23 protein-coding genes and 1 pseudogene are annotated in these 25,648 nt (G+C 39.0%); 11 read left to right on the forward strand and 13 right to left on the reverse strand.

Features of this window, described 5'->3' with window-relative positions:
* Positions 1 to 63: 63 nt before the first annotated feature.
* The gene (gene yaaA, locus AC0N32_RS16265) at positions 64 to 822 is read left to right on the forward strand and encodes a peroxide stress protein YaaA (protein ID WP_476394893.1); all 759 of its coding nucleotides are present in this window, start codon (positions 64 to 66) and stop codon (positions 820 to 822) included.
* Positions 823 to 1,674, forward strand: a complete 852-nt coding sequence (gene prmC / locus AC0N32_RS16270; protein ID WP_476394894.1) for a peptide chain release factor N(5)-glutamine methyltransferase — start codon at positions 823 to 825, stop codon at positions 1,672 to 1,674.
* 6 nt (positions 1,675 to 1,680) lie between these two features.
* Here the strand turns inward: prmC and AC0N32_RS16275 are convergent, their stop codons facing one another.
* Positions 1,681 to 2,055: a helix-turn-helix domain-containing protein gene (locus AC0N32_RS16275; protein WP_476394895.1), complete on the reverse strand. Its 375-nt coding sequence runs from the start codon at positions 2,053 to 2,055 to the stop codon at positions 1,681 to 1,683.
* 229 nt (positions 2,056 to 2,284) lie between these two features.
* Here AC0N32_RS16275 and AC0N32_RS16280 point away from each other — a divergent pair, with 229 nt between their 5' ends.
* From AC0N32_RS16280 to gwsS, 4 genes are all read left to right on the forward strand, one after another.
* Entirely contained in the window at positions 2,285 to 2,497 is a 213-nt protein-coding gene (locus AC0N32_RS16280) for a hypothetical protein (RefSeq protein WP_476394896.1), read from the forward strand.
* 72 nt (positions 2,498 to 2,569) lie between these two features.
* Positions 2,570 to 3,442, forward strand: coding sequence for a hypothetical protein (locus AC0N32_RS16285; RefSeq protein ID WP_476394897.1), 873 nt, complete (start codon positions 2,570 to 2,572; stop codon positions 3,440 to 3,442).
* Complete coding sequence (gene gwsG / locus AC0N32_RS16290; protein WP_476394898.1) at positions 3,439 to 4,341, forward strand: grasp-with-spasm system ATP-grasp peptide maturase; 903 nt, start codon at positions 3,439 to 3,441, stop codon at positions 4,339 to 4,341. Before AC0N32_RS16285 ends, gwsG begins: the two co-directional genes overlap by 4 nt.
* A 193-nt stretch (positions 4,342 to 4,534) precedes the next feature.
* Entirely contained in the window at positions 4,535 to 5,614 is a 1,080-nt protein-coding gene (gene gwsS, locus AC0N32_RS16295; protein ID WP_476394899.1) for a grasp-with-spasm system SPASM domain peptide maturase, read from the forward strand.
* A gap of 48 nt (positions 5,615 to 5,662) precedes the next feature.
* Here the strand turns inward: gwsS and AC0N32_RS16300 are convergent, their stop codons facing one another.
* Genes AC0N32_RS16300 through AC0N32_RS16315 form a run of 4 tightly spaced genes read right to left on the reverse strand, consistent with a single transcriptional unit; the run spans position 5,663 to position 11,316 of the window.
* A complete protein-coding gene (locus AC0N32_RS16300) occupies positions 5,663 to 6,316 on the reverse strand; it encodes a rhomboid family intramembrane serine protease (protein ID WP_476394900.1) in 654 nt (217 codons plus the stop codon).
* 15 nt (positions 6,317 to 6,331) lie between these two features.
* Complete coding sequence (locus AC0N32_RS16305; RefSeq protein WP_476394901.1) at positions 6,332 to 8,914, reverse strand: DNA gyrase/topoisomerase IV subunit A; 2,583 nt, start codon at positions 8,912 to 8,914, stop codon at positions 6,332 to 6,334.
* A gap of 3 nt (positions 8,915 to 8,917) precedes the next feature.
* Positions 8,918 to 9,397, reverse strand: a complete 480-nt coding sequence (locus tag AC0N32_RS16310; RefSeq protein ID WP_476394902.1) for a hypothetical protein — start codon at positions 9,395 to 9,397, stop codon at positions 8,918 to 8,920.
* Between the two features lie 41 nt (positions 9,398 to 9,438).
* Positions 9,439 to 11,316, reverse strand: a complete 1,878-nt coding sequence (locus AC0N32_RS16315) for a DNA topoisomerase IV subunit B (RefSeq protein WP_476394903.1) — start codon at positions 11,314 to 11,316, stop codon at positions 9,439 to 9,441.
* Positions 11,317 to 12,048: 732 nt separating this feature from the next.
* Between AC0N32_RS16315 and AC0N32_RS16320 the strand changes: the two genes are divergently transcribed.
* Complete coding sequence (locus tag AC0N32_RS16320; RefSeq protein ID WP_476394904.1) at positions 12,049 to 13,197, forward strand: methionine aminotransferase; 1,149 nt, start codon at positions 12,049 to 12,051, stop codon at positions 13,195 to 13,197.
* A 93-nt stretch (positions 13,198 to 13,290) separates the two neighbouring features.
* Here AC0N32_RS16320 and AC0N32_RS16325 read toward each other — a convergent pair whose 3' ends face one another.
* Both AC0N32_RS16325 and AC0N32_RS16330 read right to left on the reverse strand, forming a co-directional pair.
* A complete protein-coding gene (locus tag AC0N32_RS16325; protein ID WP_476394905.1) occupies positions 13,291 to 14,055 on the reverse strand; it encodes an SDR family NAD(P)-dependent oxidoreductase in 765 nt (254 codons plus the stop codon).
* Positions 14,056 to 14,143: 88 nt separating this feature from the next.
* Positions 14,144 to 15,091: a helix-turn-helix domain-containing protein gene (locus AC0N32_RS16330; RefSeq protein WP_476394906.1), complete on the reverse strand. Its 948-nt coding sequence runs from the start codon at positions 15,089 to 15,091 to the stop codon at positions 14,144 to 14,146.
* Positions 15,092 to 15,241: 150 nt separating this feature from the next.
* Between AC0N32_RS16330 and AC0N32_RS16335 the strand changes: the two genes are divergently transcribed.
* The 3 genes from AC0N32_RS16335 to AC0N32_RS16345 are packed head-to-tail and all read left to right on the forward strand — an operon-like array spanning position 15,242 to position 15,874.
* Positions 15,242 to 15,457: a bacteriocin gene (locus AC0N32_RS16335; RefSeq protein WP_476394907.1), complete on the forward strand. Its 216-nt coding sequence runs from the start codon at positions 15,242 to 15,244 to the stop codon at positions 15,455 to 15,457.
* Between the two features lie 27 nt (positions 15,458 to 15,484).
* Positions 15,485 to 15,664: a hypothetical protein gene (locus AC0N32_RS16340; protein ID WP_476394908.1), complete on the forward strand. Its 180-nt coding sequence runs from the start codon at positions 15,485 to 15,487 to the stop codon at positions 15,662 to 15,664.
* Positions 15,665 to 15,712: 48 nt separating this feature from the next.
* On the forward strand, positions 15,713 to 15,874 hold the full coding sequence (locus AC0N32_RS16345; RefSeq protein WP_476394909.1) for a hypothetical protein: 162 nt from the start codon (positions 15,713 to 15,715) through the stop codon (positions 15,872 to 15,874).
* 106 nt (positions 15,875 to 15,980) lie between these two features.
* On the opposite strand, the gene ychF is transcribed toward AC0N32_RS16345, so the two are convergent.
* The 4 genes from ychF to typA all read right to left on the reverse strand — a co-directional run bounded on the left by ychF (position 15,981) and on the right by typA (position 22,949).
* Positions 15,981 to 17,072, reverse strand: a complete 1,092-nt coding sequence (gene ychF, locus AC0N32_RS16350) for a redox-regulated ATPase YchF (RefSeq protein ID WP_476394910.1) — start codon at positions 17,070 to 17,072, stop codon at positions 15,981 to 15,983.
* 209 nt (positions 17,073 to 17,281) lie between these two features.
* On the reverse strand, positions 17,282 to 17,833 hold the full coding sequence (locus AC0N32_RS16355; protein WP_476394911.1) for a ferritin: 552 nt from the start codon (positions 17,831 to 17,833) through the stop codon (positions 17,282 to 17,284).
* A 1,164-nt stretch (positions 17,834 to 18,997) separates the two neighbouring features.
* Positions 18,998 to 20,545, reverse strand: a complete 1,548-nt coding sequence (locus tag AC0N32_RS16360; protein ID WP_476394912.1) for a glycoside hydrolase family 10-like protein — start codon at positions 20,543 to 20,545, stop codon at positions 18,998 to 19,000.
* Between the two features lie 595 nt (positions 20,546 to 21,140).
* Entirely contained in the window at positions 21,141 to 22,949 is a 1,809-nt protein-coding gene (gene typA / locus AC0N32_RS16365) for a translational GTPase TypA (protein ID WP_307457983.1), read from the reverse strand.
* A gap of 217 nt (positions 22,950 to 23,166) precedes the next feature.
* Between typA and AC0N32_RS16370 the strand changes: the two genes are divergently transcribed.
* Positions 23,167 to 25,074: a glycosyl hydrolase family 28-related protein gene (locus AC0N32_RS16370; protein WP_476394913.1), complete on the forward strand. Its 1,908-nt coding sequence runs from the start codon at positions 23,167 to 23,169 to the stop codon at positions 25,072 to 25,074.
* Positions 25,075 to 25,131: 57 nt separating this feature from the next.
* On the opposite strand, the pseudogene AC0N32_RS16375 reads toward AC0N32_RS16370, so the two are convergent.
* Positions 25,132 to 25,403: pseudogene (locus tag AC0N32_RS16375) on the reverse strand (DUF1294 domain-containing protein).
* 35 nt (positions 25,404 to 25,438) lie between these two features.
* The gene (locus AC0N32_RS16380; RefSeq protein ID WP_476394914.1) at positions 25,439 to 25,645 is read right to left on the reverse strand and encodes a bacteriocin-like protein; all 207 of its coding nucleotides are present in this window, start codon (positions 25,643 to 25,645) and stop codon (positions 25,439 to 25,441) included.
* Positions 25,646 to 25,648 lie beyond the last annotated feature (3 nt).

Genomic DNA, 25,648 nt, shown 5'->3' on the forward strand with positions numbered 1-25,648 from the left:
ACAAGTTTTATTAACATCTGATAAACGATTTTACGGATATTTATTGATCTGTATTTTAAAAGTATGAAAATAATTACCTCTCCTGCCAAGTTAATGAATACAGAAAACTCTACCGACCTGCTGAAAACGACAGTTCCGAAATTCATTGACGATGCAGCTTTTATACACTCCTATTTAAAGGAAAAATCTCCGAAATATCTTTCTGAACTGATGGAAATTTCTCCAAAACTAGCCGACGAAAACTGGGAGAGAAACCAGAAATGGAAAGCAAAGCCTGGCGCAAAAGAATCTGCTCCCGCTCTGTTTGCTTTTACCGGTGAAGTCTACAGAGGTCTTGATGCTAAAACTCTGGATAAATCTGCTGTTGATTACCTGCAGAAAAATCATCGCATCCTTTCCGGATTATACGGATTGTTAAAGCCGTCTGATAAAGTCATGCTCTATCGCCTGGAAATGGGAAGACCGTTTGAGTTTGAAAGCTATAAAAATCTATATGAATTCTGGAAAGAGAAGATCACAGATCAGCTGAATACTGAAATGAAAAAGAATGAAATCCTCCTTAACCTCGCCAGCAACGAATATTTTAAAGCCGTTGACCGGAAAAGGCTTAACCATACCGTCATCGATTTTGATTTTTATGAATTAAAAGACGGTAAACCCAAAACCATCGTGGTGTATACCAAACACGCCAGAGGCCTCGTCGCAAGATTCTGCGCTGAAACCAATGCCCAGACACTGAATGATGTTAAAGCTTTCAATTACGAGGGCTACAGGGTCGATGAAGACAAATCAACGGATACCAAACTGGTTTTTACAAGATAAATGACGATTTCCGAATACAAAAAACATTTCAAAACCGAACTTTCCGGTCTGTATACCGATTCGGAAAGTGCTTTTTTAGCCTCTGTTTTCATTGAAAAAATCGTAGGATTCAATTCGTTTTACCAACGCAGGTTTTTAGACCAGGCATTACTGTTGGATGATGAAAAAAGGCTTCTTATAATGATAGAAGAACTGAAAAAGAACAGACCGTATCAGCATATTCTCGGAGAAACCGAATTCTACGGAATGAGCTTTTTTGTAAATGAAGATGTTCTTATTCCGCGTCCGGAAACAGAAGAACTTCTCGAATTTGCGTTAAAAAAAATCAACACTTCGCACCAGCGTGCCGAAAATCTGAAAATCCTTGATATCGGAACGGGCAGCGGAGTGATACCCCTTGTTTTAAAAAAACATCTTCCCAATGCAGAAATTCATTCCATCGATTATTCTGAGAAAGCCCTTGAAACCGCAAGAAAGAATGCCGATTTCCATCAGCTGAAGGTCAATTTTATTCATACCGACTACCTTAATTTTGAATTGAAAGAGCAAGTCGATATCATCATTTCAAATCCGCCGTACATCGGGATAGATGAACAGGAGGAAATTGAAGATTCGGTAAAGGGTTTTGAGCCGATGATGGCACTGTTCTCACCCACTTCAGATGCCTTGATTTTCTACCGCAAAATTGCTGAAGATGCTGAAAAACATTTATCAGACAACGGATTATTGTTTTTGGAAATCAATCAGAAGCTGGGACCAGAGACGCTGGAGTTGTATACCAATGCTTTTAGTGAAGTCCATTTAATAAAAGATTTATCCGGAAACGACCGGTTTATTTTTGGGATAAAATAAGAATACTTATCTATTTACCTGCGATTTTAAAAATTTATTTTCTTCTTTTAGAAACTGAATTTCCTTTTCAAGTTTTTCGATGTATTTTTTATTAGTATGTATGAAGAAATCAGGGATATTGTAATAATTAACATTGCCACCAGTTGGATCATGTTGTGCAGATTTATTCTTTTGAAAATCAGATTTTACTTCTTTATTTTTAATATCCTCTAAAGCTACCTCAAGAGTTTTTGCTATTTTTTCCCATTCATCATCAAAAATTTTAACTTCACCTCGCTCTTTGCGTGAATAATTGGATGTATCGATACCAATTATTTTTGCCATCGTCTCCTGAGATATATTTTTTTGTTTTCTTAAATTCCTTAGTTTTTCGTGAATCATGGTACTGCATTGTTTTTACAAATATGCAAAATGTGTACAAGTTCCACAATAAAATTGCAAAAAAATTGCAAAATTTAATTCCCTTATTGTTGAATTTTATTTCTAGTTTTGAGTTATCAACGTTGATAAATAAGTTAATGTTTGTATGTGCACAATTCAAATATTAACTTAAAACACCCAGCCAGGACTAATCTGGTAAAAAAAAATTTTAATCTCAAAAATTAGCAACATGAAAAAGTTAATCGGTATGAAGAAGAATTTTTCTTCTTTGGAAAACAAAAAATTAAATGACTTGAAAACTGTTAAAGGAGGTTTACTTGCAGGTGGAAGTTCAAGAAAAGCTCCTTCAAATGCAGGTGGAAACTATGATCAGGATTACTATACTGATGACACAGCAGGTGAATGGACATGGGTAGGAAGACATACTCTGACATTTGATTAAACATAGTAAATAAAAAGGCTGCATTAAAAAAGCAGCCTTTGCTATCTACTTTTTATGAACATATTAACAGCTATGATTTATAAAAAAACAAAACTGATAAATATCTTGTCAATAAGTGCTTTCTTTATCATCGGTTGTAAAAAGAAAGACGACAACTATATAACCTATTACAATAAAATTAATGAAATTGACAGTATCTACAGAATAGCCGGAAAACCCGAATTAGCTATTAAAAAATATGATATATTATTTAAAGATTATTCTCCAAAAAATCAGGAATATATAGAGGAGTATGAAACTTACATAAAATTATCTGAAAATCATCACTTGGATTTTGGAGGAAAAAAAAGTCTGTACAGACTTATCAGTCTAATTACGCCGTCCGGCGATAAATATAAAAAGTATTTATCACTTTTTCAGAAGTACGGAATTGACGAAAAAGAAGTTCGGCAGGAAGTTTCCCGATATAAAAACAATTTAAATCATAAATTGATAGATTCTCTTACAATAGCCTGCCAGAGAGATAAAGAAACAAATCGTCGAGACCTAATTATTATGCAGAAGAATGATAATAAAAATCTAAATCTTTTTTTGCAAATCTTTGACCGATATGGTTATCCTTCCGAAAAAAAAGTAGGAACAGCCGGAAATGATGGCGAACCACTGATAACAGCTACTATTCTTTCTCACTTAATATGCCTCGATTATAACAAAATTTACCCTAGATTACATGAATACCTGAAAACAGGAGAAATTCCTCCCCGCATGTTTGCTCTTATCGTTGATAAATATTATTTGTGCACAGAGAACAAACATTATTACAATATTTCCGGAACATCTTCACATGAAGATTCCTTGATGATCAATCGCAGGCGTAAAACTATTGGCCTTCCAAGCCTTATTCACTATTCTAAAATACGAAAAGATTATTTTGACAGCAAATGATACTTATAATATCCAAACAAAAAGATCAAACAACAGTTGAAGTTTTAAAATGGCTTCTATTGATGGATAAGAAATTTAGTCTGGTATATGAAGATGAAATTTTTGAAATTAAAACCGAAAGTAAAAGAATTTTTATAGAAAGTCATAAAAATCTCTTCTTTTTAGATGAAATCACTAGTGTCTGGTATAGAAGAGGCGGTATCAGATTCAAGCGATATCAGTATGAAAGCATATCTGTTAATATCCACATGAATGAAACACAGCACTGGCTGGAGGACTATGTACTTAAAATATTAGAATCAAAAAAACATATTAATAAGCAGAGTAATAGTCATGTTAACAAATTAATTGTATTAGATAAAGCAAAAAAAATAGGTTTAGATATTCCCGACTATTATCTGGCAGAAAATACGAATGAGGTAATAATAGACCAAACTATTGTAAAGCCGATTGCCGGAAACCCCATTTTAGAATCTATAGAAAAAAACTGTGATGGTATAATGTATACAACGGTTATAGAAAAGAAGGAAGAAAAAAACTTTTTTATTACTTTCTTTCAGGAAAAAATTGAAAAAGACTTTGAGATCAGAAGCTTTTATCTAAACGAAAAAATCTGGTCAATGGCCATTTTTTCCCAAAACGATGAACAGACAAAAACAGATTTCAGAAAATATAATATTGACAAGCCCAACAGAAATGTACGATACACTCTTCCAAAAGAAATAGAGCAGAAAATCATTAAATTAATGCAGAATTTAGATCTCAATTGCGGGTCACTGGATTTTATGAAAAGCGGCAATACCTATTATTTTCTAGAAGTTAATCCGGTAGGTCAATTTGGAAACATTTCTGCAGATTGTAATTATTTATTAGAAAAAGAAATAGCACAATACTTATAATTATACTTATACAGATGGAGAACTTATTTAAAGAAACACATAATCTACCGTTAACATTCAGATACATCGAGTTGGTAACAAAAAAAAATTTAAAGGAAGAAAATAAGAATACCATATATTACATTTCCTGTAAAAAATATCAGACGAAATTTTACGTTAGACAAAATCCCTGTAAATCTTTAGTCAGAATGCTATGAATTACTTTAATCTATTCAGTAATATTATAATTACAAAAGGTGTGACAAGAATTCTGGTTTCGGACCTTCAGAGAAATACTTCAGAACTTTATCCTATTGAATTATATGATCTTGTAGAAGAATTAAAGAAAGTATCTATAGAAGAGGCTCTTAATCATTATGATCAGGAATCCCAAAAAATTGTCCAAGAATATCTTGATTTTTTGCTGGAACAGGAATTAGGCTTTATTACAGAAAATGATTGGGATAATAACTTTCCATCGCTTTCCCTTGATTATCAGGAGAGTCATAGTATATATGATATTTTTGTGGAGCTTGATAATATTGACGTTCTTCACACCGTAAAAGATTCTGTAGAAAATCTTGAAATAAAACACCTGAGCATCTACTGTCCCAGACCTCTTTTACTGAGCGAGCTTGTAGAAATTGACAATATATTCATCGATTCCCCGCTGGAAAGCATTGAAATTATTTCGCAATTTCATGATCGTGTGAATGAGGATTTCATTCAGTTTCTTGATGAAAATACATCCAGAATCTATAGTATGATTTTTTATAGTTGTAAAAAAACGCCACAAAAAGTGACGGACGTATCCAGATTTACTGTTAATTTCACGGATCAGGCTTTGAAAATTTCCTCTTGCGGTAAAATAAGTTTGGATTATTTCAACACCAATCTCCCCAAAGTTTTGGAATCCATCAACCACAATTCATGTCTGCACAAAAAAATGAGTATTGATATCGACGGAAATATTAAAAACTGTCCGGCCCTGTCACAATGTTTTGGAAATATAAAAAACACAACTTTAGAAGAGGCAATATATCATAAAGACTTTAAAAAATACTGGAATCTTACAAAAGACGATATTGAAGTGTGCAAAGATTGCGAATTTCGATACGTTTGTACAGATTGCAGAGCTTATACAGAGCGATCAAACTTCGATAGAAATCAACGAGACATTTCTAAACCGCTGAAATGCGGATACAATCCTTATACCACAGAATGGGAAGAATGGAGTACGAATCCTCTGAAACAAAAAGCTATTCAGTTCTATGGAATGTATGATAAACAATAAAAAGTCTGCAATAGATTGCAGACTTTTATAGTTCGTCACATATTTTTATTATCCTATTCTCTTCCGTACAAATATTTCATAAGCCAGGTAAATCAACGGCAGCGCCATAATTCCCAGATATACAGAATTGGCAATTGCTGCCTGTGGCTGGGTAGCCACCGCGTATACCAATCCGAAGAAAGCACCGCCTAAATGTGCCGCGTGCCCGATATTGTCGTGCTGATTGGGGTTTAGCATCATATAAACGGAATAACTAAAATAAATTAATCCGAATATAAATCCAGGAATACCTATAGGAATAAAGAACATATAGATTTCAAGATGGGGAATCATTGCAATAGAAGCAAATAAAATCCCTGAAACCCCGCCACTGGCGCCAATCGCCGAATACCACGGCTGTCTCTGGTATACAAAAAAAGAAAATATATTTCCCAACAGAATCGATCCGAAATAAATCAGGACAAATCCGAAATTGCCAAAGCCCTGGATTACGACCGGCCCGAAAAAATAAAGGGTCAGCATATTAAACACCAGATGGAAAATATCGGCATGAAGAAACCCAGCAGAAAGCAGACGAATATACTCTTTCCTGTTCCTGATAGCTCCTACATTAAATTTATATTTCTCAAAATTGCTACTGCCATTTGGGGCTACAAAGCTTATAATAGCGGTAATGGCTATAATCAGTATTAAAATATTCATAATTTTTAATCAACGTTAATGGTCGGAATCGTTTTCACTCTGAAACAGATCACCAATCATGCCATCTTCATCCATACCGGCTGCCGGCTCCGGATCTTCGTATACTTCCGGCTCTTCCTCTTCCGGTTCAGGAATGGTGACATTAATGGTTTTTACTTTAAATTTCGTAAACTGGTTTCCGATCGCTTTAATCCCTTTCACCGCGATAAATTCATCGATATTGACCGTTTCCGGGTCTCTTTCCTTTCCTTTATCTTTGGCAAAAATAATCTCAGCCGTAGCGCCGTTGGAAACAATGACATTTTCAATGAATGACTTCGGATGTTCAGACGGCATAAAAGTCTGTATGTTCGGTGTATTTTCAAATAAAAACCGTTTAATGAAATAAATGTCTTTCTCGCCGTCGAAATAAATACAGGTCACCGGCTGATTAGGACGCCATTTTTGCAGCACCAGATATTCATCATCAAAACGGTTTCCGAGATCGAATGAAACCAGCTTGGCTTCACCGTTCGTATTGATTGTTAATATTTTATCATCACCTTTAAAGCTTCCAAGCAAAGTTCCTCTTCCGTCTGCATTGAGTCTTCGCACCGTATCGTCAAACCAGATCTTTCTCGGAGCAAGGGTAGAAACACCTTCCTCTTTAAGATCCACCTTTTTCACGGAATATTTAGTAACCAGATTTCCTTTGGAGTCCCGGCCTTTGATGGCGAGTTCAGAGAAATCAACATCCATTTTATTCTTTCGGATCCTCGGATTCGGTTTTAAAAGTACGCTTACCGTTTCCGCTTCGCCATTGGGATTTGCCGAGAAATAAAGGACCTCAGAACCTTTTTTATCTGATGCCAGAGGATAGTCGGTATTTCTCGTCACCCCGGTCACAGAAAATCTTTTCATATAGTAAGGCCCTTCCCTGCCTTCGCGGTAGATCATGTTGTAGACAGTTCTCTTATCGTTTTTCTTCCAGATGGCCACATGCAGGATGTCTTTTCCGATAAATGTTTTGGCTTCCACTTTTACCACCTTCATGCTTCCGTCTTTCCGGAAGGTAATGATGTCGTCGATATCCGAACAGTCGAACAGGTACTGGTCTTTTCTCAGGGACGTTCCGATGAAGCCTTCCTCGAAGTTGGCATAGAATTTCTCATTGGCCACTGCTACTTTTGTAGCGTCGATGGTATCAAAAATGCGGAGTTCCGTTTTTCTCTGGCGGTCTTTTCCATATTTCTTCTGGATGTTGAGGTAATAATCGATGGCATACTGTACAAGATGAGCCAGGTGATGTTTTACCTGTTCTATTTTACCTTCAAGAGCTGCAATGTTTTCTTTAAATTTATCAAGATCGAACCTTGAGATTCTTTTAATTCTGATTTCCGTTAATTTCAAAATATCCTCTTCCGTTACGGCTCTCAAAAGGTGTCCGGTATGAGGTTTCAAGCCTTTATCAATAGTTTTCAGAACATCTTCCCAGGTCTTCACCTCCTCAATATCATGGTAAATCCTGTTTTCTATAAAAATCCTTTCGAGGGAGGCAAAATGCCAGCTTTCCTGTAATTCATGAAGTTCTATTTCAAGCTCTTTTTTAAGTAAGGATACGGTGTGATCCGTATTCATTCTCAGAATTTCCGAAACATTCATGAACATCGGCTTGTCTCCGACGATCACGCACGCATTCGGCGAAATGGTCACCTGACAGTCCGTAAACGCATACAAAGCATCAATGGTTTTGTCGGGAGAAACATCGTTGTGAAGGTGAATTAAGATCTCTACCTTATCCGACGTATTGTCTTCAATTTTTTTAATCTTGATTTTCCCCTTTTCATTGGCTTTCAATACGGAATCGATCAGATCACTCGTCGTTTTTGAATATGGCAGCTCTGTAATGATCAGCGTATGTTTGTCCAGCGGTGAAATTTTTGCCCGCGCTCTCACTTTTCCGCCCCGGTGCCCGTCATTGTATTCGGAAACATCAAGGTACCCTGCGGTGAGAAAATCGGGGAAGAGCTCAAACTTTTTCCCTTTCAGATAGGCTACGGAAGCATTGATCAGCTCATTGAAATTATGAGGAAGAATTTTTGTGGATAGTCCGACACCGATTCCTTCCACACCCTGGGCGAGAAGCAAGGGAAATTTAACAGGAAGATCGATCGGCTCATTGTTTCTGCCATCGTATGACTTTGCCCATTCTGTTGTTTTCGGGTTAAAAACAACTTCCAAGGCAAAGGGAGTCAGGCGAGCTTCGATATACCGGGCTGCTGCAGCAGAGTCTCCGGTGTAGATATTCCCCCAGTTTCCCTGGGTATCGATCAGCAGTTCCTTCTGGCCTATTCCCACCATGGCATCGGTAATGGAGGCATCCCCGTGCGGGTGATACTTCATCGTATTACCGACAATATTGGCTACTTTATTGTAACGTCCGTCTTCCAGCTCGCGCATGGAATGCATGATTCTTCGCTGAACAGGTTTGAAACCGTCATACACCGAAGGAATGGCCCGGTCTAAAATTACATAAGAAGCATAATCCAGAAACCAGTCTTTATACAGTCCGGAAACTTTTTTTAAGCTTTCACCTTCATGCGGATGTTCTTCTGTCATTATTTATTGGCTCTTTTTCTCGTTATTGATTTTAATTACTTTATTCAGGGAACATCTTAAGTCAGCTATTTCTTTTCTTCTCAGGTATGAAACTTCATATTTCAGCAGTGTTGTCCCGTTATTTTTGCTGGAGATCGTCACATAAAGCCTTTTCACAAAGAACATATTAATGATATCAAACTTCAGCAGCTTATACTTTGGGAATTCATCATTCAGAGATTTCTGTAAAAAAGGAAAAATATTTCTGTTTTTAAAATGTAAAGCCTCTCCTTCACTGTCATATTCAAAAATTTGTCTTCCATTAAGATAATACAGAATAGCAGTACAAAAAGGAATGGCTACCAGCAGCAGGCTTTCCTTTCCCAGGACATTGAATCTGTATTTCTCTAAAATATAAGCTCCGATACCGGCTGCCAGAAACATCAGCAGCAAAATATTTACAAAGTTATATACCGAAGATCTTTTACGGTTGCTTAGTTTCATCTTTTGTATTTGTGTTTATACTCATTGTCTTCAGCCTGCGATCAGGCTTCTGATAAAATTTCTTTTTTGTCGATATCAGGATCTTCCACCACCAGGTTTTCGAGGATAAAAACCTGTCGGTCGGGTGTATTTTTACCCATATAAAACTCAAGAAGCTGATCGATGGTCTGATCTTTTCCTACCACCACCGGTTCCAGACGGATATCTTTGCCGATGAAATGTTTGAATTCGTCGGGCGATATTTCTCCTAATCCTTTAAATCGGGTGATCTCGGGATTTTTTCCCAGCTCATTCAGGGCTTTCACCCTTTCCGCTTCGGAGTAGCAATATCGGGTTTCTTTTTTATTTCTTACCCTGAACAATGGTGTCTGAAGAATATACAGGTGCCCGTTCTTAATGAGATCAGGGAAAAACTGCAGAAAGAACGTAATCATCAGCAGGCGGATGTGCATCCCGTCGACGTCGGCATCGGTCGCGATAATCACCTGGTTGTAGCGTAGGTCTTCAAGGCTTTCTTCAATATTGAGGGCCGCCTGAAGAAGATTGAATTCTTCATTTTCGTACACCACCTTCTTGGTCAGTCCGTAGCAGTTGAGCGGCTTTCCTTTCAGGGAAAATACGGCCTGTGTCTCTACATCCCTGGATTTCGTGATCGATCCGGACGCGGAATCTCCTTCGGTAATGAAGATCTGGGTCTCTCCCTTTCTTTCATTTTTCTGGTCGTTGTAGTGCTGCCTGCAGTCGCGAAGTTTTTTATTGTGAAGGGAAACTTTTTTCGCTCTTTCCCTGGCCAGTTTCTGGATCCCCGACAGCTCCTTTCTCTCCCGTTCGGAAATCAGGATCTTTCTTTGAATCGCTTCAGCGACTTCAGGATTTTTATGCAGGAAGTTATCCAGTTTACTTTTGAGGAAATCGATAACAAATGTTCTTACGGTCGGACCATTCGGACCTATATCATTGGATCCCAGTTTTGTCTTGGTCTGGGATTCAAAGACAGGTTCTTCCACATTGATGGAGATTGCGGCCACAATAGACTTTCTCACATCGGAAGCGTCAAAATTTTTATTAAAGAACTCCCGGATCGTTTTGACGTAGGCTTCCCGGAAGGCATTCAGGTGCGTTCCCCCTTGTGTTGTATTCTGTCCGTTCACGAAAGAAAAATACGTTTCGGTCTGGGATTTATCGGTGTGGGTGATCGCGACTTCGATGTCGTTATCTTTCAGGTGAACAATCGGATACAGCGTTTCATTTTCCAATTCTTCATCAAGCAAATCTTTAAGCCCGTTTTCGGAATAGAAAGTTTCGCCGTTGAAAAAGATCTTAAGTCCCGGATTCAGATAGGCATAATTCCTGAGCATTCTTTCGATATACTCTTTACGGAATTTGAAATTCAGGAAAATATCGCCATCGGGAATAAATGAGATCTCTGTTCCGTTTCGATCGGACGTATCTTTTTCTTCATGATTTTCCTGGATCATCCCGCGGGAAAACTCAGCCATTTTCAGTCTTCCGTCCCGGAACGAGCGTACCCTGAAATATTCGGAAAGAGCGTTTACGGCTTTTGTTCCGACCCCGTTCAGACCTACGGATTTTTTAAATGCTTTGCTGTCGTATTTTCCTCCCGTATTCATTTTTGAAACGGCATCCACGACTTTTCCGAGCGGTATACCCCGGCCGAAATCGCGGATTGTGACCTTACCGTCGTCCAGTTTGATCTCGATTCTTTTACCTGATTTCATCCTGAATTCATCAATGGAATTATCAAGGATTTCTTTAAGTAAAATATAAATACCGTCATCGGCAGAAGATCCGTCTCCCAGCTTCCCGATATACATTCCGGGGCGCAAGCGGATGTGTTCCTGCCAATCAAGCGTTCTGATGTTATCTTCGGAATAGATTGGATTTATTTCTTGTGACATATCTTATTTCAGCAAACATACAAAAGTACGAATTTGCCCAAAGATATCCGAATTTTTAAAGCTTTTTTCGCAAAGATCTGAAGTAAATTTTACAGATTTTTTCCAAGAAATATTTCATACCGCTATTCACTTTTTATTGAATAATGACAACGCTTGAAATATTTTACGTCAAGATATAACAGCAGGTCATCAACCATCATTTAAAACAAAAAATTCCTTCAAATTTTAAATCACATGTCCAAACTGAAAAAGACTGAAAAATGAATCAAGTCGACGAATTATCTTAAGCTAATAGTGAATGGTCAATGGTGAATAGTGAATGGTGATTGGTGAATGGTGAATGGTCAATCGTCAATAGTCAATTTACTCTGTTGAATTATGAAAGATATAGTTTTGGTTCTAATTTTAAGTAGTTCTAATTTCACCAGATAAATCAATATCAGTGTTTTTTTGGTATAAGTTGTTGATTTTAAGCAATATATAACTCCACTCCGTCGGAGGGGTGGATTAATTTTCACGGAAAATTAAGACGGGGTGGTTTTTGAGGAGTGAGCTTTACTACGCAAGTGATTAGTCAATGATCAATAGTAAATTTTGAATTTGTCAAGGGAAAATTTATTCAAATCAAAAAGCAGAGCACCGATTCGCCGTCGCGCGCTCCCAAACCCAAACAACCCTCCCATTTCTCCGTTCAAAAAAATTAAGTTAAATTCGATATTTAAAACAAATCCAATGATACAACTTCCTTTATCGAAGCTTTCCAACGTGGGGACTACCATTTTCAGCCAGATGACGCAGCTTGCCCATGAGAATGAAGCCATCAATCTTTCGCAGGGATTTCCGGATTTCATGCCGGATGCAGCACTTCTGGATCACGTAGATAATTTCATTAAAAAAGGGTTTAACCAATACGCACCCATGGGTGGAATGATGCCTCTTAAGGAACAGATCGCCATAAAAATTGAAAACTCACACCAGGCCGTTTATCATCCCGATTCTGAAATCACGGTCACAGCAGGAGGTACACAGGCTATTTTTACAGCCATTGCGGCTTTTGTAAAGAAGGATGATGAAGTGATCATTTTTGAACCCGCTTACGACTGTTACGAGCCGACCGTAGAACTTTTTGGCGGCGTAGTAAAGCGCTTTGAAATGCAAGCTCCCAATTATGAGATCGACTGGAATATCGTGAAAAACCTGGTAACGGACAAAACCAAAATGATCATCATCAACAATCCGAATAACCCTGCAGGAAAGGTTTTAAAGGAAAATGACATCCGGGAACTCATTAAAATCGTTAAAGGAACTTCCATCCTGATTTTGAGTGACGAAGTGTATGAAAATATCATTTTTGATGGCAGACCGCATCTGAGCATCTGCAAATATCCTGAACTAAAAGAGAGAAGTTTACTGGTGGCTTCCTTCGGCAAACTTTTTCACGTTACCGGCTGGAAAACAGGTTATTGTGCCGCTCCGGAAAATCTGATGAATGAATTCAGAAAAGTGCACCAGTTCAATGTTTTCTCCGTGAATACACCCATGCAGCTTGCTTTAGCGGAATACATGAAAAATCCGGAGCATTATCTTTACCTTAATCAATTTTTCCAGGAAAAAAGGGACTTTTTGCGGCAGGGCCTTGCCCATACTTCCTTTGAGCTGCTGGATTGTGAAGGCACCTACTTCCAGGCTTTAAAATATGACAAGATTTCTGAGAAAACAGATCTTGATTTTGCCCGTGAACTCACGGTTTCCCATAAAGTGGCGAGTGTTCCGTTTTCTCCGTTTTATAAAAACAAACGAAATGAGTTTGTCATCCGTCTTTGTTTCGCGAAAAAACAGGAAACCCTCGAAAAGGCAATTGAAAATTTATCGAAGCTATAAAATAAATCCCGGTGGCTTCAACTCCGCTCAGCCACCGGGATTTCTATTGCTACAATTCTGTAGATATCAGTTTGCAATAGTCTTTCTCAACGATTATAAAAACATTCCGCCGGAGGCTTCGATTCTCTGCCCGTTGATCCAGCCCGCATCTTCGGTACACAGGAAGGCGACTACCCCACCGATATCATCCGGAAGCCCCGCTCTTCCCAATGCCGTATTGCCCGCTACCATAGCATTGATGTGCTCATCATCGCGGGTTCTGCCGCCGCCGAAATCCGTTTCAATAGCTCCCGGAGCCACAACATTAGCTTTGATTTTTCTTGGGCCCAATTCTTTGGCCATATATTTCGTCAGCATTTCCACACCGGCTTTTATGGCTCCGTAGACTGAAGATCCAGGCAATGCAAACCTGGCCAGCCCGGAAGAGATATTGATAATTCCTCCGTTATCATTGATGTACGGTAAAAACTTCTGGGTCAGGAAGAATACGCCTTTAAAATGAATATCCACCACATCGTCCAGCTGGTCTTCTGTCACATCAGGAATAGGTGCATACAAAGCTGTGCCTGCATTATTGACCAGATAATCGATATTCCTGCTTCCTGTATTTTCTTCAAGATGATCGCCTACCGTTTTTACAAAAGCATCAAAGCTAGAAAGATCTTTGGTATTGAGCTGATAGGCGATCGCTTTTCTTCCCAATGCTTGGATTTCACTCACCACTTTGTCTGCTTCTTCTTTATTGCTGTTGTAAGTAATGATCACATCAAGACCTTTCTGCGCAATCTTTATCGCTGAATTTTTTCCTAAACCACGGCTTCCACCGGTAATCACTGCAATTTTTGTTCTTGCTTCCATTATTTTAATATTTTTTGATGGTACAAAGTTCACGGTTTTGAGGATTCCTGTGTTTGCTATAATCAAACTGAAATTTGCAAAATTCAAATCAGGACCGGAATTCCAAGGGTGCGAGGGAGGTTTTCTTTTTAAAAAAATTAGAGAAGTGGGCAATCTCTTCAAAGCCTAGGGCATAGGATATTTCTGAAACATTCCATTGGGTTTGCTTGAGCAGGATCTTCGCTTCCTGGATAAGCCTTTCGGCAATGATTTCGGTGGTGGTTTTTCCTGTGCTTTCTTTAATTTTTTTATTTAAATAATTCACATGCACCGCCAGCCGGTCGGCATAGTCTTTTGCGGTCTTCAGCTGCAGCCTCTGGTCGGAAGATTCTATCGGGAACTGCCGCTCCAGAAGCTCGATGAACAAAGTTACCACCCGCAGCGAAGCATCATTGGAAGTAGAGAGTTTCGAGGCCGGCTGCAGTTTCTGACCGTAATGGATGAGTTCCAAAACATAGTTTCGGATCAGGTCATATTTAAAAATATAATCGGAGTTGATCTCCTTTTTTATTTTGGTATAAAGCTGCTCTATTTCATTGGCGAGATCGTCATCAATTTCAAACAGGGGAATATTTCCCGGTTGGAAGATCGGCAGGTGTTCGAGAGTACTGTACGATTTATCTTTAATGAGAAAATCTTCGGTAAAGACACAGAAACTTCCCGACTGATGCGGATCTTCGGGAATCCAGTGATACGGGACTTTGGGTGTCGCAAACAACAGGGCATTGTTTTTTATCTGAATGATCTTATCGGCATATTCAGCCCTGTTTCTTCCTCTGATAAGGCTTATCTTGTAATATTTCCTCCGGTTGTAGGGCATTTCGGAGGTCTGCTTTACACGCTCAATGGTTTGTGCAATATCAAAGACATTAAAATGGCCGATCTCTTTATGCAGGCCTTTGGGGAATATGCTTTCAAGGTCAGTTCCGAGCTTTGAGGTCATTTCACGGTAAAAATCATCCAGGGATGAGTAGGAAGTATGTGCTGTTTTTTCCATACTTAACGTTTGTATAATTCAAATGTACGAAATAAAATTTTTCATAATAAACAATCCGAAACAAAATATTTTTATTTTTTTCAAACAAAAGTGACATAATATGTAATTATTTCATAAATTAGTGACAATCAAATTAAAACATATTTCAATATGAAAAACCTTAACCTTATTCACGGAAAAAAGCTGAATAAAAAAGAGCTGCGCACCATTTCCGGAGGTGCCTTCAACGATTGCTACGGAGAAGGCTGCTTGGATGAACTATGCCCTCCTCCAGCCAATAATTATGGATGCATGATTGTGTCCATTTACTGCGCACAAAAGGAATGCAGGCCCGATGACTGCAAAACATGCTATCCGATCAACTAAACTAATTATAATCTAAATCCATTTATTATGAAAAATCAACATTTAATCAACGGAAAAAAATTAAGCAAAAAACAATTACGGGTTATTGCAGGGGGAATGCTTGACTGCATGCAGCCTGTCATCTGCACCGACCCTCCATGTGAGCCATCAGGTTCGATGTGTACGACGATTTCACCGGCTTGCGCACAAAAGCAATGCAGGCCTTAAAATCAAATTGAGTTATTTTAATTTACACCACAACCAAAATCGATCATTATGAAAAATCAAAATCTATCAAAAGGAAACAGGCTGGGCAAAAAGCAGCTAAGATCCATTACAGGAGGACTTCAACAATGTATTGATCCTTTCACAGGACAATGCAAAGCGTACGGCAGACAATGTGCCGAGTTCGAATGCCGGTATGTCATAGAACCTTAAAACCAGTATTCCACAAATTCAAGTAGTAAATATTATATAGTAATCCAAAAAGCGCTCCCAAAATAATCGGGAGCGCTTTTCTATAATAACTAACTTTAATATTTTTTTATACGTTGAATCTGAAGTGCATGATATCACCGTCTTTTACGATATATTCTTTACCTTCTACCGAAAGCTTACCGGCTTCTTTTACTTTAGCCTCTGAACCGTAGTTCATATAGTCTTCGTATTTGATGACTTCCGCACGGATGAAACCTTTTTCAAAGTCGGTGTGGATCACCCCTGCAGCCTGGGGAGCAGTCCAGCCCTGTCCGATAGTCCAGGCTCTTACTTCTTTCACCCCGGCGGTAAAATAAGTCTGAAGCTTCAACAGGTCATACGCTTTTCTTATGAGACGGTTGACTCCCGGCTCTGTAAGTCCCAATTCTTCAAGGAAAATTTCCCTTTCTTCGTAAGTCTCCAGTTCATTGATATCTGCTTCGATCTGAGCGGCTAATACAACCACTTCCGCTCCCTCATTCTTAGCCATTTCTTCGATCTTTCCGATCCAGTCATTTCCGTTTTTAATGGAATTTTCATCCACATTACAAACGTAAAGCACCGGTTTGTTAGTCAGCAACTGAACGTCACCAATAATAGATTTGGCAAAGTCATCCGTTGCAAATTCTCTGGCGTTTTTACCGTCTTCCAGGAACTTCTGAAGGTTCTGTAAAGTTTCGTAGGTCAGGATATCTTCTTTCTTTCCGGATTTGATAAACTTTTTAGCTTTTTCTACGGCCTTTCCTACGGTCTCAAGATCTTTCAGCTGAAGTTCGATATCGATAATTTCCTTATCTCTCATCGGGTCAACGAAACCTTCAACGTGGATGATATTCCCGTTATCAAAACATCTGAGTACGTGGATGATCGCTTCACACTCACGGATGTTGGCCAGGAATTGGTTTCCCAGACCTTCCCCTTTGCTTGCGCCTTTTACCAGACCGGCAATATCAACGATCTCTACCACGGCCGGCAATACTCTTTCCGGTTTTACTATTTTTTCAAGCTCAAACAGTCTCTGGTCGGGTACGGAAACCGTTCCGAGGTTAGGTTCGATGGTACAGAAAGGATAGTTGGCCGACTGTGCTTTGGCGTTGCTCAGGCAGTTAAACAGGGTTGATTTACCTACATTCGGTAAGCCTACGATTCCACATTTCATAACGTTAGATTCAAAGTTTAAGATTTAAAATTCAAGGTTTAAGGTTTAGCGTTTAAGGTTTATGTTATTCTGAACAATAAATTTAAACCCGAACCACAATACCTGAATTATGAGTGTGCAAAGATAGTGATTTTAGACAGAGTTTCATAATAAAAAAATCTGCCAGGAGTCTGACAGATTTTTCATAATTTCAGTTCGCCATAAGGTTTTTATGGGTTATCTCCTGTGGCCTCCTGGGCCAGAGGTACATCGTTTGGTGCTTTTTCCAATGTTTTATCCAGAGTAAATAAAGACTCGTCGGTTGCCCGGTCGCCTCCTGCAATTTTCAGTTTATCTATCAGGTTCATCGCCAGAGTTTCTTCTTCGATCTGCTCCTGAACGAACCACTGCATAAAGTTCCAGGTCGCCCAGTCTTTTTCCTGCAGTGCGAGATCTACGAGGTTATAGATCGCTGTGGTGTTATCAACTTCATGTTTGAAAACCCCTTCGAAACATGCCGTCAGCGATTCCGGGTCCGCGGGTGGTGCCTGGATGGCTTCCACTTTCGGTTTTCCGCCTCTGTTGAGCACGTATTCCATAAATTTGATCGAGTGGTTTCTCTCTTCCTGAGCGTGTCTGTACAGGAAGTTGGCAATTCCCTGATACCCTTTATCATCAGCCCAGATTCCGTACGATAAAAAAACATGTGCCGCATGGATCTCTTTGTTCATCTGGTCACTGAGTGCTTTTTCCATCGCTTCGGAAAGTCTTTTGGTATTCATAATTTATATTTTTTAGTGATTATGATGGTACAGGATGCAAAAATGATTCCGAGACGATTTCTCAACGGACGATCACAATAATCACATTCATAACACATTGAAAAACTTTACTTTATGGATATAATTTATAGTTATTCTAAACTTCCCTTCTCATTCAGCGGCAGTGTATACCGGAAATGTTTTATTTAAGGAGCTATTTCCCGCTTTCCGTTGCAATCTTTTTTTGCAAAAAAGGATTTCCACTGCAATCGGGGCTAGGTTTGCAGTCTTTTGTTTAGAGGTAAGACCTGCTTATCGCTATTGACTATTGACCCATTCACCATTGACCATTCACCATTGACCATTGACCATTGACTTGCGCAGCAAAGGTACTTTTAAACCACCCCGTCTTAATTTTCCTTGAAAATTAATCCACCCCTCCGGCGGAGGGGAATTAAAAACCACTTAAAATCAACAACTTACACTAGACAAAACACTGATATTGATTTATTTGGTGAAATTATGACTGCTTAAAATTAGAACCAAAATTAGGTCTTTCATAATTTGACAGTAATAAATTCACCATTCACCATTGACCATTGACTAATCAATTGCGCAGTAAAGCTCACTCCTCAAACCACCCCGTCTTAATTTTCCTTGAAAATTAATCCACCCCTCCGGTGGAGGGGAATTAAAAACCGCTTAAAATCAATAACTTACACTAAAAAAAACACTGATATTGATTTATTTGGTGAAATTATGACTGCTTAAAATTAGAACCAAAATTAGATCTTTCATAATTTGACAGTAGTAAATTCACCATTGACCATTCACCATTGACCATTGACTAATCAATTGCGCAGTAAAGCTCACTCCTCAAACCACCCCGTCTTAATTTTCCTTGAAAATTAATCCACCCCTCCGGCGGAGGGGAATTAAAAACCGCTTAAAATCAATAACTTACACTAAAAAAAACACTGATATTGATTTATTCTGTTAAATTATGACTACTTAAAATTAGAATCAAAACTCGGTCTTTCATAATTTGAAAGTAGTAAATTCACTATTCACTATTCACTATTCACCATTCACCATTCACCATTCACCATTGACCATACGCCCGGCATATATTCAAAAAAAATCCTGCAGGTCATTGCAGGAATATAGTCATTCGTTAAAATCGGTTTATTGCAGCTTTTTGGCCATGTAATCGCTTTCATTTCCCAGGCGGTCGATCGCTTTGATGGCTACGGCGTTCAGTGATTTTCCGTCTCTGGACTTTGGAATTTCCCTGGAGAGCTGATCAAGGGTAAGGATCTCGGTTTCCCAAACCCCGTTATATTGAGTAAACAGCACCCACTGGAAGACCTCTTTGATATTTTTTGTGCTCCAGCTCACCTGCGCTGAACTTCCATTATCTTTAATGAACAAAGTCGGCATCTGCAAAGGAACAGATTTCAGCCAGCCTGTTTTCGGAACCAGGGCTTTTTCTTTGTAAGGTCCGTTTTTAAGCATCGGCAGCATTCCGGCATTTTTGGTCAGACCCGCAATGCTCCAGTGTACCTCTCCGGCATCGTTACCCAGAACCTGCCTTGAAATTTCGATCTGATCCCTGATTTCGGCAGGTCGGTCAGCAGCACGGATCTCCACGGTATTAAGTCCCGGCCAAAGGTGGCGGTTTAAGGTATTCTCTGATTTCCACCATCTCAACAGGGCCTCGAAGGGTTGCCCTTTAGAGTGTACCGGCCAGTACAGCTGGGGTGAAAAATAATCTACCCAGCCGTTATTTAACCATAATTTGGCATCGGCGTACAACTCATCATACTGGGAAGAGCCTACAATTCCTTCCGGATAACCCGGTTTCCAGATTCCGAACGGACTGATCCCGAAACGTACATAATTCTTCTCAGCATGGATTTCTTTATAGATCCTTTCCACGAATTTATTGACATTGTCCCTTCTCCAGTCGGCTCTGGATAATGTTCCGCCGTTTCTTACATATTCATTCCAAGTGGCATTATCCGGGAAATCGGCTCCTCTGTTGTAAGTGGCATAGGGATAAAAATAGTCATCGAAATGAACGGCATCAATATCGTATCTCTTGACAATATCTTTGACCACATTGGAGACATGGCCCTGGGTCTTGGGATTTGCCGGATCAAACCAGTACATCCCGTTCTTTAACCTGATCACAATATCCGACAGCTTATTCACCATCGACAGACTGTTCGGAGATCCGCCGTTGGAATGGTGCGCCCGGTACGGGTTCAGCCATACGTGAAGCTCCAGGCCTCTTTTATGGGCTTCTTCGATCCAGAACTGCAGCGGGTCATAATTAGGGTACGGCGCAGCACCGGTCTGGCCGGTTAAAAAATAAGACCAGGGTTCTATATTGCTTGTGTACAGGGCATCGGCAGAAGGCCTTACCTGGAAAATCACCGCATTGAAATTATTATCTTTCAGCATATCCAGCATGCTGATGGCTTCCGCTTTCTGCTGGTCGACGGACAGGTTGTTTCTGGAAGGCCAGTTGATATTGGCTACACTGGCAATCCATGCTCCGCGGAACTCCCTTTTGATCTCGGGAAGATCCGTTCTGAAAGTTTCTTCAGGCGGAATCATAGCAACAGGTTTTGGACCTGGCGGCGGCGTTGTATTATTGTTGGTCTTTGCTGTGTTTTTTTTGGGGGTGGAAGCTTTTACTGCGTTATTCTGGGTTGAACAGGACACCATTGATGTAAAAAACCCTGATAATATAATTAGTTTTAAGTAATTTATTCTCATATCTGCAAAACTACATTAATTTATTTTGTTGATTTAAATTACAATAATAAAATGAAAAATTATTGTTTTTAACGCTAAGGTCGCTAAGTTTTTTTTTACTACTAGCTCTTTTTAAGTTCGCTAAGGCATTCTACTTAGAAAAGAGCGCGAAGAATCTGATTTTCTTTTTAATCGCAAAGGCAGACGAAGGCTTTTTTGACTACCAATTGCTTTTAAGATAAAGGAAGCCGCTTCGCTTAGCATTGTAAGACAAGGAAGTAATAAAACTTGTATTACTTCAATAAATGAAATGCCATTGTTTACCTTGAAATAGGTAGCATCCTATACAAAAAACTTTGTATTGCTTTGCGATTGAATAAAAAAGTTCCGGAAATTCAGTGTTTGGTGCATAATGAAAGTGAAAATCCTTCGGGAAGAAGTTTAGAATTTAGCTTCCGCTGATTTTGCAGATGGCGCGGATCTTTTTAATTCAGAGGTACTTCTCTGTATAATTTAAATAAAAAAAGCTCCGACAAATCGGAGCTTTGTATGTATAATGGGTTGATTACGCTTTTGCAGATCTTTCCACTCTTTTTCTTTCTTCTTCGGAAAGGATTTTCTTTCTCATTCTGATGAAGTTCGGGGTTACTTCGATGGCTTCATCACCCTGGATGTATTCCATACATTCTTCAAGGGAGAATAAGATTTTTGGGGCAACTCCTGTATCTTTATCTTTACCGGAAGCTCTCATGTTGTTCAACTGTTTTGCTTCTACGATATTTACAACCAAATCTCCAGGCTTGTTTTGTTCCCCAATGATCATCCCTGCATAGATTTCCTCACCCGGATCAACGAAGAATTTACCTCTATCCTGTAATTTAGCGATAGAATATTCAGTGGCAGGCCCTTGGGTTTTGCTGATCAGTACACCGTTGTTCCTTCCAGGAATCGCTCCTTTGAAAGGCTTGTATTCCGTGAAACGGTGTGCCATGATGGCTTCACCAGCGGTAGCAGTAAGCATCTGAGAACGCAATCCGATCAAACCTCTTGAAGGAATTTCGAACTCCATGTGCTGCATTTCCCCTTTGGTTTCCATGATGTGAAGATCCCCTTTTCTTTGGGTGGCCAGGTCGATTACTCTTGAAGCATATTCTTCAGGAACATCTACTACTAAAGATTCATAAGGCTCTAATTTTTGTCCGTTTTCATCTTCTCTGAGGATTACCTGTGGCTGACCGATCGTCATTTCATATCCTTCTCTTCTCATCGTTTCGATAAGAACGGATAAGTGAAGAATACCTCTACCAAATACAAGGAACGTATTGGCATCGTCCGTCTGCTGAACTCTTAGGGCTAAGTTTTTCTCCAATTCTTTGGTCAACCTTTCTTTCAGGTGGTTAGAGGTAACATATTTACCGTCTTTCCCGAAGAACGGAGAGTTGTTGATGGAGAACGTCATGTTCAGCGTAGGCTCGTCGATGGCCGTTCTTTCCAATGGTTCAGGGTTTTCAAGGTCTACGAAAGAGTCCCCGATCTGGAAAGCGTCGAAACCTACGACAGCACAGATATCCCCTGCCTGAACTTCAGTTACTTTCTTCTTTCCTAATCCTTCAAAAACGTATAATTCCTTTACTTTTCCTTTTACGATTTTACCGTCTGCCTGGGCAAGACCAATCCACTGGGATTCTTTAAGCTCACCTCTGGTCACTTTACCGATAGCGATTCTTCCTAAGAAAGAAGAGAAATCCAGGGAAGTAATCTGCATCTGAAGGTTCCCTTCAGTCACTTTCGGAGCCGGAACGTACTGTAGGATCCCGTCCAATAGCGGTAAGATATCTTCAGTCTGCTCCAAAGATGTGTTGAACCACCCTTGTTTTGAAGATCCGTAGAAGGTAGGGAAATCCAATTGCTCTTCAGTAGCTTCAAGGTTGAAGAACAAATCAAATACCTGGTCATGAACTTCATCCGGACGGCAGTTTGGCTTATCTACTTTGTTGATAACCACCAATGGTCTTAATCCTAGTTCCAACGCTTTCTGAAGTACGAAACGGGTCTGCGGCATCGGCCCTTCGAAGGCATCCACCAACAGGATTACCCCGTCTGCCATTTTCAATACTCTTTCTACCTCTCCTCCGAAGTCGGCGTGACCCGGTGTATCGATTACGTTAATTTTCGTGTCTTTATAAGTAACAGAAATATTCTTGGATAAGATGGTGATCCCTCTTTCTCTCTCGAGATCGTTGTTATCCATAATTAACTCCCCACTCTCCTGATTTTCCCTGAAAATATTGGTAGCGTGGATGATCTTGTCAACCAGGGTGGTCTTACCGTGGTCAACGTGTGCGATGATCGCAATATTTCTAATGTTTTGCATAAAAGATTTTTACGGGTGCAAAAGTAGTGATTTTTAATGAAATACTTGCTAATTAGTTTTGACAATTAACAAATTCATAATGAGAAAATTAAATTATAAGAAAGTTTAAATATAAAATTTCATACGTCAAGTTCTGACGTTGCCAGCCTTTACTTTTGCGGTATAGATTTCTTGCAAGGAATATTTCATTCATTATTAACTATTTAAAAATTAAAAAATGTCAACAATCGAATTAAATGATCCGTTCACAGGAGAATGGACGGTATTTTTAGAAACAAATGAAACTTACAATGGAAAAATTATTGCTGATGCAATATGTGATGGTATAATTTACAAAAAAATCGATCAAAAATATTACAGAAGAGTTCTTGAAAACAATGAAGTAAACGTTAGCTGGTTCGGTGCAAAAGGAGATGAAGTAAATGATGACACAGAAGCTGTTCAACTTGCTGTTGATTTTTTAAAAAGTATCGAGGGCGGAACGTTGTTTTTCCCGAAAGGAAAATATTTAATCACAAATGTCGATTTCATTGGCAAAGAATATTCAAACATTTCTATTATTGGAAATCAAACAATTATTAAGCAAAAAATAGGTATAAAAAGACTAATTAATGACTGTCCAACTCCTTCTGGTAATAACGAGTGTATTTGGAAAGGATATAAGGTTTCAACTTCTTCTCGTCATGCCGGCATGGACGGTATTTTTGTGTTCGATTCACAAGCTTATAAAAAATATGATGATACCGATGCTATTAAAAATATTAGAATTAAAGGCATCCGATTTGAGAGTAACAATAATGCTCCAGATGATTTTGATGAATTAATGTCGCAGGTTGTATTTTGTGGTGTTTCAAACGTAATAGTTGAAGACTGCCAGTTTGTAAGTTTTCTATCTGACGGAATCACCATTTTAGGCAGTATTAACGAAACACCAGAAACAAAAAGATGTTACAATGGTTATGTAGAAATCAGAAATTGTCTTTTTGACGGCGTCAACCAAAACAACAGACAGGGTGTATCGGTATATTATTGTGATCAATCACTCATTGAGAATTGTATTTTTAAAAATATCACCAGAACAGATATGATTGGAGCTATTGATTATGAAGCAGACTCCCCATACATCTACCAAAGATCAGCAATCGTAAGGAACTGTCATTTTGAAAATATCGGAGGAAATAATGGTGCCATAGCCGTCATGTTATATAATGTAGACGATATATACCCAGACCCAATGGCCTTGGCAAATTACACACCGGAAGTCTCTGCTTCTGCCAATCCGATATTGGATGAAGTAAAAAAATCAAATTCTTTTAAAGGATTTGTTTTTGAAAACAACACCTTCGAAAAAGTATATTCGCCATTATTTGTTATCGGAATTGATTCAAATTATCTCGACTACAAAGGAAATTACATCATAAAGTTTACAGACTCATCCGTAAATCATGCACAAGTACTTTTCAATTTACAGAAGGCGTATGGCGTTTTAGTGGAAAATAACAGTTTTACCAATATTAAAGAAGGGGCTTTGGTAAGATCGGGAGCATGTAAAGTTCTTCTTAAAAACAATAATATCTCGAATGTGGGAGAAGAGTATTGCTTACATATCTCCGGACTTTCTTCAAATATCGACATTATTGGAAATACATTTAAGCATGTAAAAACAATAGCCATCAACTTTCAGTATAAGGAATCGGTCTCTAAAATCATTAACAATGACTTTGGAACACCCATAACGATCAATAGTCCATTGTTTATTTTAGGTTCTGGGAACGCTTCGCCACTTGATTTTAAGAATCTTGAAATAAGAGACAACAAGTTTTCGGGATATACAGATTGGGGCGTCTATTATTTTATGAATGCAGCTGCCGGGCCTAATCCTAATTATTCCCAGATTCCACCCTCAAAAATTTTATATGGGAAATCTGAATTTGAAAGCATGAATGTTTTTCCGGATCCTTCCTATACTGGTAATTATATTGGATTGGTTAAGAATGAAAGGTTGAAAGACTACAACAATATACCGGTTATTGTACAAACTTTTATTCCTTATGATCCGGTCAATAAAATATACAGGCGGGTCGCTTCCAGCTCAACAGCTTTCAGCAACTGGAAAGAAATTTAAAAGCAATGGCCGGAAGATGATCTTCCGGCCATTCTGCAATATTAAATTCGTGATACATTATTTGTCGAAGTTAAAATAAAGAACAACCGTTATCTCAATAGAAAATATGATGACAATTTTGGAAATGAACGATCTTTTTGAAATCTTATGCCTGAACATCAGCATTCCCAGCAATGTTCCGATCGTTCCTCCAAAAAGGCCGCGGATAATAAGGTGAATTCGGAAACCCTGCGCCGGTGCCTGACCGCCTGGCGTTTATCAATCCCGAAGAGGACGAAACTGATGGTATTGATGAGCAGCAGGATATAAAACATGCTGCAAATTAACATAAAAAAAGAGAGCTTTTACACTCTCTTCCTAAATTTCACACACACGCATTGTATAGACAAGGATCTTCAACAGGTGGTTCGCCACAGATAAAATCGAACTGGCCGCAGTTGCTCGACGAGCCTGTAGCCCAACCCCACTGCACCACACACGTTTCAGGATTTTTGCATCTTACCATTCCTCTTGCGATCCCGCCCTGAATGTTTTTCATCTGACCTCTTGTCACTTTTTTCAAATTTTTCATGAT

The organism is Chryseobacterium endophyticum (genome assembly GCF_056333165.1).

Bases quoted from the DNA above. Each gene is read 5' to 3' on its own strand.
- yaaA (WP_476394893.1), top strand. From the start codon at position 64: ATGAAAATAATTACCTCTCCTGCCAAGTTAATGAATACAGAAAACTCT.
- prmC (WP_476394894.1), top strand. From the start codon at position 823: ATGACGATTTCCGAATACAAAAAACATTTCAAAACCGAACTTTCCGGT.
- AC0N32_RS16275 (WP_476394895.1), bottom strand. From the start codon at position 2,055: ATGATTCACGAAAAACTAAGGAATTTAAGAAAACAAAAAAATATATCT.
- AC0N32_RS16280 (WP_476394896.1), top strand. From the start codon at position 2,285: ATGAAAAAGTTAATCGGTATGAAGAAGAATTTTTCTTCTTTGGAAAAC.
- AC0N32_RS16285 (WP_476394897.1), top strand. From the start codon at position 2,570: ATGATTTATAAAAAAACAAAACTGATAAATATCTTGTCAATAAGTGCT.
- gwsG (WP_476394898.1), top strand. From the start codon at position 3,439: ATGATACTTATAATATCCAAACAAAAAGATCAAACAACAGTTGAAGTT.
- gwsS (WP_476394899.1), top strand. From the start codon at position 4,535: ATGAATTACTTTAATCTATTCAGTAATATTATAATTACAAAAGGTGTG.
- AC0N32_RS16300 (WP_476394900.1), bottom strand. From the start codon at position 6,316: ATGAATATTTTAATACTGATTATAGCCATTACCGCTATTATAAGCTTT.
- AC0N32_RS16305 (WP_476394901.1), bottom strand. From the start codon at position 8,914: ATGACAGAAGAACATCCGCATGAAGGTGAAAGCTTAAAAAAAGTTTCC.
- AC0N32_RS16310 (WP_476394902.1), bottom strand. From the start codon at position 9,397: ATGAAACTAAGCAACCGTAAAAGATCTTCGGTATATAACTTTGTAAAT.
- AC0N32_RS16315 (WP_476394903.1), bottom strand. From the start codon at position 11,316: ATGTCACAAGAAATAAATCCAATCTATTCCGAAGATAACATCAGAACG.
- AC0N32_RS16320 (WP_476394904.1), top strand. From the start codon at position 12,049: ATGATACAACTTCCTTTATCGAAGCTTTCCAACGTGGGGACTACCATT.
- AC0N32_RS16325 (WP_476394905.1), bottom strand. From the start codon at position 14,055: ATGGAAGCAAGAACAAAAATTGCAGTGATTACCGGTGGAAGCCGTGGT.
- AC0N32_RS16330 (WP_476394906.1), bottom strand. From the start codon at position 15,091: ATGGAAAAAACAGCACATACTTCCTACTCATCCCTGGATGATTTTTAC.
- AC0N32_RS16335 (WP_476394907.1), top strand. From the start codon at position 15,242: ATGAAAAACCTTAACCTTATTCACGGAAAAAAGCTGAATAAAAAAGAG.
- AC0N32_RS16340 (WP_476394908.1), top strand. From the start codon at position 15,485: ATGAAAAATCAACATTTAATCAACGGAAAAAAATTAAGCAAAAAACAA.
- AC0N32_RS16345 (WP_476394909.1), top strand. From the start codon at position 15,713: ATGAAAAATCAAAATCTATCAAAAGGAAACAGGCTGGGCAAAAAGCAG.
- ychF (WP_476394910.1), bottom strand. From the start codon at position 17,072: ATGAAATGTGGAATCGTAGGCTTACCGAATGTAGGTAAATCAACCCTG.
- AC0N32_RS16355 (WP_476394911.1), bottom strand. From the start codon at position 17,833: ATGAATACCAAAAGACTTTCCGAAGCGATGGAAAAAGCACTCAGTGAC.
- AC0N32_RS16360 (WP_476394912.1), bottom strand. From the start codon at position 20,545: ATGGTGTCCTGTTCAACCCAGAATAACGCAGTAAAAGCTTCCACCCCC.
- typA (WP_307457983.1), bottom strand. From the start codon at position 22,949: ATGCAAAACATTAGAAATATTGCGATCATCGCACACGTTGACCACGGT.
- AC0N32_RS16370 (WP_476394913.1), top strand. From the start codon at position 23,167: ATGTCAACAATCGAATTAAATGATCCGTTCACAGGAGAATGGACGGTA.
- AC0N32_RS16380 (WP_476394914.1), bottom strand. From the start codon at position 25,645: ATGAAAAATTTGAAAAAAGTGACAAGAGGTCAGATGAAAAACATTCAG.